Origin of the sequence: Streptomyces sp. NPDC090022, from assembly GCF_044748145.1 — a bacterium.
Classification (GTDB): Bacteria; Actinomycetota; Actinomycetes; order Streptomycetales; family Streptomycetaceae; genus Streptomyces.
In genome coordinates, this window is sequence record NZ_JBIVFN010000051.1 from 1 (window position 1) to 8172 (window position 8172).

5 protein-coding genes and 1 pseudogene are annotated in these 8172 nt (G+C 73.3%); 1 reads left to right on the forward strand and 5 read right to left on the reverse strand.

The features are described from left to right. From ACIPXB_RS36960 to ACIPXB_RS36970, 3 genes and pseudogenes are all read right to left on the reverse strand, one after another. Window positions 1-101, reverse strand: a pseudogene (locus tag ACIPXB_RS36960) (sulfate adenylyltransferase small subunit); the annotation flags it as partial. Between the two features lie 14 nt (window positions 102-115). Further along, entirely contained in the window at window positions 116-685 is a 570-nt protein-coding gene (cysC, locus tag ACIPXB_RS36965) for an adenylyl-sulfate kinase (protein ID WP_401457380.1), read from the reverse strand. Next, window positions 682-3903, reverse strand: a complete 3222-nt coding sequence (locus tag ACIPXB_RS36970) for an amino acid adenylation domain-containing protein (protein ID WP_401457381.1) — start codon at window positions 3901-3903, stop codon at window positions 682-684. The genes cysC and ACIPXB_RS36970 overlap by 4 nt, the downstream gene beginning before the upstream one ends. Before the next feature lie 290 nt (window positions 3904-4193). On the opposite strand from ACIPXB_RS36970, the gene ACIPXB_RS36975 reads away from it, so the two are divergent. Next, entirely contained in the window at window positions 4194-5378 is a 1185-nt protein-coding gene (locus ACIPXB_RS36975) for an argininosuccinate synthase domain-containing protein (RefSeq protein ID WP_401457383.1), read from the forward strand. 77 nt (window positions 5379-5455) lie between these two features. Here the strand turns inward: ACIPXB_RS36975 and ACIPXB_RS36980 are convergent, their stop codons facing one another. Together ACIPXB_RS36980 and ACIPXB_RS36985 are read right to left on the reverse strand one after the other, a co-directional pair. After that, window positions 5456-6439 (reverse strand): aldo/keto reductase, encoded by a 984-nt coding sequence (locus ACIPXB_RS36980; RefSeq protein WP_401457385.1) that lies wholly within the window; start codon window positions 6437-6439, stop codon window positions 5456-5458. A gap of 10 nt (window positions 6440-6449) precedes the next feature. After that, on the reverse strand, window positions 6450-8172 hold a 1723-nt coding region (locus ACIPXB_RS36985; RefSeq protein WP_401457386.1), incomplete at its 5' end, for a condensation domain-containing protein.

Sequence of the window (8172 nt, forward strand, 5' to 3'; positions counted from 1 at the left end):
AACAGGATCACCGGCTTCTCGAACTCGCCCGCCACCTCACGGAAGATGTGCACCGCCTCCGACTCCAGCGCGTCCAGGTGCGACAGCGCGTAGGGGGATTCGCGGAGGGACTCCTTCATCGGCTCAGGCCCCTCTCGGACAGCAGGGTCAGCAGCCGCTCCGCCGACTCCGCCACGGTCTGGGTGTGCGCGGCGATCCGCAGGTCGGGGCTCTCGGGAACCTCGTACGGGTCGTCGACGCCGGTCAGCCCGGAGAGCTCACCGGCGGCCTGCCGGGCGTACAGGCCCTTGACGTCGCGCGCCGAGCACACCTCCACGGGCGTGGCCACGTGGACCTCCAGGTACGCCGTCCCGGACGCCTCGTGGCGCCCGCGGACGGCGGCACGGCTGTCGGCGTACGGCGCGATGGCCGGGACCAGGGCGAGGACGCCGTTGCGGGCGAGGACCTCGGCGACCATGCCGATCCGCCGCACGTTGGTGTCGCGGTCCTCCCGGCTGAAGCCGAGGCCCGCGGAGAGGAACGCGCGGATCTCGTCACCGTCGAGGACCTCCACCCGCCGGCCGCCGGCGCGCAGCCGGTCGGCCAGGGCGTGGGCGAGGGTGGTCTTGCCCGCACTGGGCAGTCCGGTCAGCCAGACGGTGGCGCCCGGACAGCAGGTGCAGAAGGTGGTGTCGGTGTCCGTCATCGGCGTGCCTCTCCGCCGAGGGCGAGCGCCCGGTAGTGGGTGGTGCCGCCGCGGAAGAGTTCCGGTCCCGGTTCGGGCCAGGGGATGCCGGCGATCTCGGCCAGCCGCTCGGTGCGCGCCCGGGCCACCGTCGCCGGGTCGAGGCGGAACAGGCCGGCGAGGGCCTCCTTCACCCGGGTCTCGTCCTGCGGGTCGGGAGCGGGCAGCACGGCGAGGACGCGGACGAGGTCCTCGGGGGCCGTGTCGGTGGCGGCGGCCTCCTGCACCGCCTCCCAGAAGGCCGCGTAGTCGACCTGGCGCAGGCCGAACTCCTCCTGGAACACGGCCATCAGCTCGTCGAGGGTGACCCCGCGGGGCTGGATCCCGTGGAACCAGCCGCGGGCCCGGCGGGTGAGGGCGGCGACGACGAGGGCGCTGACCGTGTCGACCGGGGTGTAGTCGGTGGCGATGGGGCTGGCGAACCACTGCCCGGTCCGCACGCAGGCCTTGACCAGCAGGTCGAAGAGGCCGGTACGGCTGGGGACACCGGTACGCGAGTGCGGCATGACCTCCCCGAAGCGGTGGATGGTGACGTGCACGCCGCGGTCGGCGGCCTGTTCCAGGAGCCGCTCGGCGACCCATTTGGACCGGCTGTAGCCGTCGGCGGGCACGGGGGCGGCCGGTACGGGGCCCTCCTCGCCGGTGGCGGCGGTGGCCGCCAGGACGCCGAGGGTGGAGATGAAGTGGACGTCCTTGAGGCGGTGGGTGGTGGCCAGGCGCAGGATCTCGACGGTGCCGGCGACGTTGGCGGCGTGGTGGGCCCGGTAGCCGCGGGCCAGGTTGACGGTGGCGCCGTTGTGCAGGACGGCGTCGAGCTCACGGGCGAGTTCGCCGAACCGGGCCGGGGTGAGCCCCAGCAGGGGCTGGGCCAGGTCGCCGGGGACCGCCTTGATGCGGTGGGCCCGGGCGGGGTCCCACAGCCGGTAGGCGCGCAGGTTGTCGATGACGCGGGCGAAGGCGGTGCCGGCGTCGGCCGCGCGGACCAGGCAGTGCACGGTGGCGTCGGTGCCGGCCAGCAGGTCGTGCAGGAGCTGGGCGCCGATGAACCCGGTGGCCCCGGTGAGCAGGACGTGGCGCAGGTCGGGGCCGGCGGGCGGGGCGGCGGCGGTGATGTCGGCGGGCAGGCGGTCGTCGGGTTGGTCGGGGGCCGTGTCGCGGGTCTCGGTCGGGGCGGTCCGGGCGGTCCGGAACTCCTGCGTGGGGACAGCGGGCGCCGGGGCCGGGGCCGTCGCCGGGCTGCCGGTGAGCAGGCCCGCCTGGCCGGCGAGGGTGGGGTGTTCGAAGACCTCACGGACCGACACCCGCACGCCGGTACGGGCGGAGAGGGCGACGGCGAGCCGCTGGGCGGCCAGCGAGTCGCCGCCGAGGTCGAAGAAGTCGTCGTCGGGGGCGGCGTACGGGACGGGGAGGATGCCGAGCCAGGCGGCGTGGACGAGGCCGAGCGCGTGGGCCGCGGTCGGCGGGGGCACGGGAGCCGGCGGCGCCGCGGGCGCCGGGTGCGCCGGGGTGGCGCGGTCGGCGTCGGGGGTCTGGGCACCCGGGGTGTCCTGGCCGAAGGCGGTGCCCGTACCCGGGCCGGGGAGCGTGGCCGGCGCGGGCGGGGGAACGGCGCCGGACGCGCCCTCGGCGAGCCGGGCCAGGGCCTTGCGGTCGGCCTTGCCGTTGGGTGTCAGCGGCATCGCGTCCAGCACGGTGAACCGCCGGGGCACCAGCGCCGCGGGCAGCACCGAGCGGGCGTGGTCGCGCAGTTCGGCCGGGGTGAGCGGGGCGCGCAGCGTCACGTACGCGAGGAGGGTGCGGGCGGCGGTGGGGCCGTGCGCGATGACCTTGGCCTCGCGGACCGAGGGGTGGCGCAGCAGGCCGGCCTCGACCTCGGACAGCTCCACCCGGATCCCGCCGATCTTGACCTGGTGGTCGCGGCGGCCGGCGAACTGCAGGAGGCCGTCGGGGCGGTGGTGCCCGAGGTCGCCGGTGCGGTAGAGGCGCTCGCCGGGGATCTGCGGGAAGGGGTTGGGGACGAAGGCGGCGTCGGTCTTGGCGCGGTCCCCGAGGTAGCCCAGGCCCAGACAGGTGCCGCCGATACAGATCTCGCCGGTCTCGCCGACCTCGACGGGGCGCATCCGCTCGTCGACGATGACGGCGTACGTGTTGTGGATGGGGCGGCCGATCGGGATGGGGTCGCGGTCCTCGTCGGTGACGATGTGGAAGACGGAGCCGATGGACGCCTCGGTCGGGCCGTACGTGTTGACGATCGTGACGTGTGGCAGCAGGGCGCGGAAGGAGTGCACGGCGTCGGCCGTCATCTCCTCGCCGCCGATCAGCAGCCGGCGCAGCGAGCGCAGGCTCGCCACCAGCTCGGGCCGGGTGCGCAGCAGCTCCACGAGCGTGTTGAAGATCGAGGGGACGAAGTCGGTGGTGGTGACCCCGTGCCGCTCGATGACCTCGATGGTGGCGGTCAGGTCCAGGATCCCGGAGCGCTCGGGGATGACCACGCGGCTGCCGGTGGTCAGCGGCCACAGCAGCTGCCACAGCGAGGAGTCGAACTGGTGGCGGCTGTTCTGCAGGACGACCTCGTCGGCGCGGTCGCTGAGGGCCGCGCTCATGTACTGGAAGCGGTTGAGCAGCCCGCCGTGGATGTTGACCGTGCACTTGGGCAGGCCGGTGGAGCCCGAGGTGTAGAAGCCGTAGACGGGGTCGGCGAGGCCGGCCGGGGCGCGGTCGGGGGCCTGCGCGGTTTCCGGGAGCGCCGTCGGGTCGACGCGCAGGACGCGGTACCCGGGCAGGTCGGGGGCCTCGGCACTGCGGACGGCCAGGCGCGCGTCCAGGGTGTCGAGCATGGCGCGGACCCGGTCGGCGGGACCGGCGTCGTCGATCGGTACGAACGGGGCGCCGATCTTCATGGCGGCGATCATCGTCAGGGGCAGTTCGAGCCCGCCCTGGACCGCCAGCGGGACGAACTCGCCGCGCTCGGTACCCAGTTCGAGGAGACGGGCGGCCAGGGTGTTGGCGCGCCGGTCGAGCTGTCCGTACGTGAGGGTGGTCGCCCCGTGGGTGACGGCGGGGGCGTCCGGGCGGGCCGCCGCGCGGTCCTCGAAGAGCTGGAGGACCGTACGGTCCTTCGGGTAGTCGACGGAGATCCCAGGGAAATTCCCCCGCAGTTGCTCCGGAACATTGGACAATGTGGCCTCCCCCTCAGAGCCCCGCGTTTTCAGCGGTCTGCCGGCGTGACCTCTTCATGGGGTGGGCGAGGTCAATGCGCACAGAATCGGTCCTCGGAACCGTACGGCATGCGACGGATTATTCGACAGGTCTTCCGGATTACTCGAGAAGTAATCGCAGATATTACGGCCGTACCGAATGCGGCGGTTGTCGCGGGGGTCCGGCGGGTTTAGCGTCGCGGGATGACCAGCTGCGCGGAATGAATTCCGCGCCGGTATTCACCCGCTCCGTATCTGGGGGTTGTCGACACATGGACCTTGACGGACTGAGAGGGCGGCGCGTCGGGCTGCTGGCCTCGGGGGGACTTTCCTCCACCGCTGTCGCCGCATGGCTCGCCGAGAACGGCGTGGACGTCGTCGCGTACGTCGCCGACCTCGGCCAGACCGTGCCGCTGCCCGCCGCCGAGCTGGCCGCGGAGCTGGAGCGGCGCGGTCTGAAGGCGCAGACGGTCGACCTGCGCGCCGAGATGGCCGAGATGGGCCTGGACCTGGTGCGCTACCGGGCGATGTACGAGGGCGGGTACTGGAACACCACCGGCGCCTCGCGTGCGGTGCTCGTGGGCGGGCTGGCCGAGGCGCTGCGCACGGACGGCTGCCAGGTGCTGGCGCACGGCTGTGTCGGCGGCGGCAACGACCAGATGCGCTTCTTCCGCTACACCGCGCGGCTCGCGCCCGATCTGGAGGTGTTCACGCCGTGGACGCAGCCGGAACTGCTGCGCCGCTTCCCGAACCGCACGAGCATGTCCGAGTACCTGATCGAGCGGGACTATCCGGAGTCGCTGACGAACTGGGCGACGTACTCGGTGGACGGCTCGCTCGCCGGTTTCTCGCACGAGAGCGACGAGCTGGAGTCCCTGGAGACCCCGCCGATGGTGGTGTCGCCGATCCTGACCGCCTGCCCGCAGGACGCGCAGAGCGACCCGGAGATCCTCACGGTGCGGTTCGTGGACGGCCGTCCGGTCGAGGTCGACGGAGCGCCGGTGACGCCGCTGGAGGCGGTGCAGCGGGCCAACGAGGCCGGCGGCCGGCACGGCGTCTCGCTGAAGGCGGTCGTCGAGAACCGGGTCAACGGCACCAAGTGCCGTGGCGTGTACGAGGCGCCGGGCCTGGAGGTGCTGGGCGTGTGCATGGAGGCGCTGTACCAGGCGGGGCTCGACAAGTACGGCGCCGCGCTGATGCGCAGCCTGTCGGCCAACCTGGGCACCGCGATCTACGAGGGCGGCTTCCACTGCCCGTCGGGCCGCGCCGCGGCGGCCGGGGCCGACGTCCTCACGCGCGGTCTGGACGGCACGGTCGAGGTCGAGCTGTACAAGGGCAATGTGACCGTACGCCGCATGCTGGACCTCGCGGACGCCCCGGGGACGGTACGCCAGACCCGCTTCACGCACGGCGGCCACCACTGGCAGATCGAACCGGGCCGCCGCCTCACCGCCTGACAGCGGGGCGGCACGGTGAAGGGCCCGGGGCCTTCGGCTCCGGGCCCTTCGTCGTCATGACGTTCGGCGGGCGGGCGTCACTGGGACCAGGCGGTCGGGACCCGGTCCCAGCGGTGGGTGCGCAGGGTGGCCATCAGGTCCGCGGGCAGCGGGGCCGCGCCGCTGACCGCGGTGTTGGCGTGGACGTGGCGGATGCTGCGCATGCCGGGGATGACGGTGGCGACGTCCGGGTGCTGGAGGATGAAGCGCAGGGCGATCTCGGGCAGCGTCGTCCCCGGCGGCAGGACGGCCTTGAGGGCCTCGGCCCGGTCCACGCTGGCGTGCAGGTTCTCCGGGACGAAGTAGCTGCCGCGCCAGTCGTCCTCGGGCCACACCGTGTCGTGGGTGAGGGTGCCGGTGAGGGTGCCCTCGTCGAAGGGCACCCGGGCGATCACGGCGACGCCGCGCTCGCGGCAGGCGGCGAACAGCTCGTCCTCCGGGGCTTGGTCGAAGATGTTGTAGATGACCTGGACGGCGTCGATCAGCCCGGTGTCCAGGGCCTTCAGGACGTTCCACGGCTCCCAGCGGTTGACGCTGATGCCGATGCCGCCGACCACCCCTTCGTCCTTGAGCCGGCGCACCGGCTCCTGCCAGCGCTCGTCGTCGGCCCAGGCGTCCTCCCAGACGTGGAACTGGAGCAGGTCGACGGAATCGGTGCCGAGGTTCTCCAGGCTCTTGTACGTGTATTCGAGGATGTGGTCCTCGGGGAACACGTCCGCCAGCCGCGATTGACGCGTGGAGGGCCAGGCGCGGTCCTTCGGGGGGATCTTCGTGGCGACGTACAGCCGCCTGTCGCGGTATTCGGCGAGCAGTTTGCCGAGCATTTCCTCGCTGTGGCCGCGCCCGTAGATCCAGGCGGTGTCGAAGAAATTGACGCCGCGCTCGACGCTCTCCCGCAGCGATTCCGCCCCGGTGGCGTCGTCGGCCCCGGTCCAGCCGCCCTCTCCCCCGGCGATGCCCCACATTCCGTAGCCGACTTCGCCGACCTGCCAGCCGAGCCGGCCGAACGGACGGTATTCCATGTGCGTACTCCTAGATCGCCGGGGCGAGGTGGTGGGTGAGGTGGGTGAGGGCCTCGTGCAGGAGGCCGGCCAGGCGGGGGCCGACGGCCGTCCGCGTCTCCTGCGGGTCGACGGTGATGCTCAGCTCCGTGCCGAGGCCCGCGGCCAGTTTGTTGACCTCCACCAGCAGGGGGAAGTTGGTGCGGTCGGCGTAGCTCCAGTCGTCGGCGCGCAGTGAGCCGACGGTCGCGACCGCGTCGACGGTGTGGAAGTCGGTGTAGTTGAACATCACGGGGAAGGGCTCGAAGCCGAGGTCCTTGGCCATCCGGGAGAGCGGGTAGCCGCGGTACGGCAGGTGCGCGCGCTCGGCGTCGAAGGCGGCCCGGACCAGCGCGGCCCAGTCGGTGTCCGCGCCGACCGCCATGCGCACGGGGACGACGTTGAGGAACACGCCGAGCACCAGCTCGGACCCCTCGGCCTCGGCCCGGCCGTTCCCGCACAGGCCGCTGACCACGTCGGACTCGCCCGTCAGGCGGCCCAGCGCCCACAGGTGGGCGGCGAGGTAGACGCTCTTGACGGGGACGCCGAGCCGGTCGGCGGCGCGGCGCACACCCTCGGCGAGCGGCGCGGGCAGGACCCGGAGCGTCGAGGGGCCGGCCTCGTCCGCCGGCTCCGCGGCCGCCGGCGTCGCCGGGGGCAGGGCGAGCGGGCGTACGCCGTCCAGCAGCCGGGCCCAGTACGCGCGGGCCTCGGCCGAGGCGGCCACGGCCCGCTCGGCGGCGACGAAGTCGCGGTAGCGCACGGCGGGCAGCGCCGGCAGCTCGCGCCCGCTGCCGCCGGCGAGGTGGTCCTCGTACACGTCGAGCAGCTCGGTCATCAGGCGGGCGAAGCTCCAGCCGTCGAGCAGGATGTGGTGCACGGAGACGGACAGCTGGAAGTCGTCGGCGCCGCGCAGCCCGACGTGGACGCGCACCAGCGGCGCCCGCGTCAGGTCGAAGGCGGTCGCGGACTCGCGCTCCCACCAGTCGGCGAGCGCCTTGTCCTGCTCCTGCGCGCCGTAGGTGGTGAGGTCCTCCACCTCCACGGGGATCCGGACGCTCCCGGCGCGGTGGACGAGCTGGAGCGGCTCGTCGTACTCGGCCAGTTCGAAGGAGGTCCGCAGGATCTCGTGCCGGGCGGTGAGGACGTCCAGGGCGTGCCGCAGCGACTCCGGCGACCAGGCGGCGTGCACGCGCACGCCGGTGAGGTCGTGGTACAGGCTCGGGTCGCCGCTGAGCTCCACGTGGTAGAGCATGCCCAGCTGGAGGGCGGCGAGCGGGTACGCGTCCTCGACGTCGGCCGGGAGGCCCGCGGGCAGGGGGGCGAGGGGGGCGGGGGTCGCCGCCGGCTCCGTCGTGGGCGCGGTCACGGCGGCCAGTTCGCCGAGGGTGGGGTTGAGGAAGAGGTCCTCGACACCGAAGTCGATCCCGGCCGCACGGGCCTGGGAGACCAGGCGGATGGCGGTGATCGAGTCCCCGCCCAGGGAGAAGAAGTTGTCCGCGGCCCCGATGTCCTCCTGCCCCAGCACCTTCACCCACACCGCCCGCAGCGCCGCCTCGGCCGGCGTCAGCGGGGCGGCTGCGACGGCTTCGGCCACCGGCGTGGTGGGCTGCTGACGCGGCCGGGGGGCGGGGAGTTGGGTGGGGTCGAGTTTTCCGTTGGGGGTGAGGGGGAGGGCGGTGAGGGGGGTGAGGGTGGCGGGGACCATGTGGGTG